At 59.8% G+C, this 430-nt stretch carries 1 protein-coding gene; it reads right to left on the bottom strand.

Annotated elements, in window-relative coordinates:
* A partial coding sequence (locus KVS69_RS18840; protein ID WP_217539497.1) for a copper resistance protein CopC occupies positions 1–217 on the bottom strand: 217 nt, incomplete at its 3' end.
* Between the last annotated feature and the right edge of the window lie 213 nt (positions 218–430).

Here is a 430-nt window from a genome sequence, read left to right as displayed (position 1 = left end):
AACTGCCGTGCTTCATGAGCAACTTGAGACGCGACGCCCGCGGAATCAATGTCTCGTTGAACACGAGATCGATCTGGCCTGGCGAGGCCACCACCGCATTTGCCGCCGGTGTGGACTGCTGCAGCGCGGCGTGGGCGTGCGCGACCTGCAGGGAAAACTGCCCGGCCGCGATTGCGAGGACGAGCGCGAAGGAGCGAATGACGTTGGACGACTTCATATGGATAAATCCTCATTGGAATGTGATGCAAAGCCCGTTCGGGAGGGGCCGCGCTGTGTTCGATGCGACAAGCGTTAGATGTCGGACTGTCACCGAAACCACGATTTGTCGGATTTTCTTGATACTTCCGCTTTCGCGAGACGACGATCCCACCGGCTCAGGCGGGATCCACGACGCATTACGCTGCCATGGCTCTGCAGCTTTCCGCGCAGC

The organism is Stenotrophomonas sp. GbtcB23 (assembly GCF_019091045.1).
In the GTDB taxonomy this organism is placed as follows: domain Bacteria; phylum Pseudomonadota; class Gammaproteobacteria; order Xanthomonadales; family Xanthomonadaceae; genus Stenotrophomonas; species Stenotrophomonas rhizophila_A.
The sequence above is the reverse complement of the archived record's forward strand: the minus strand, read 5'-3'. Positions and strand labels throughout refer to the sequence as shown.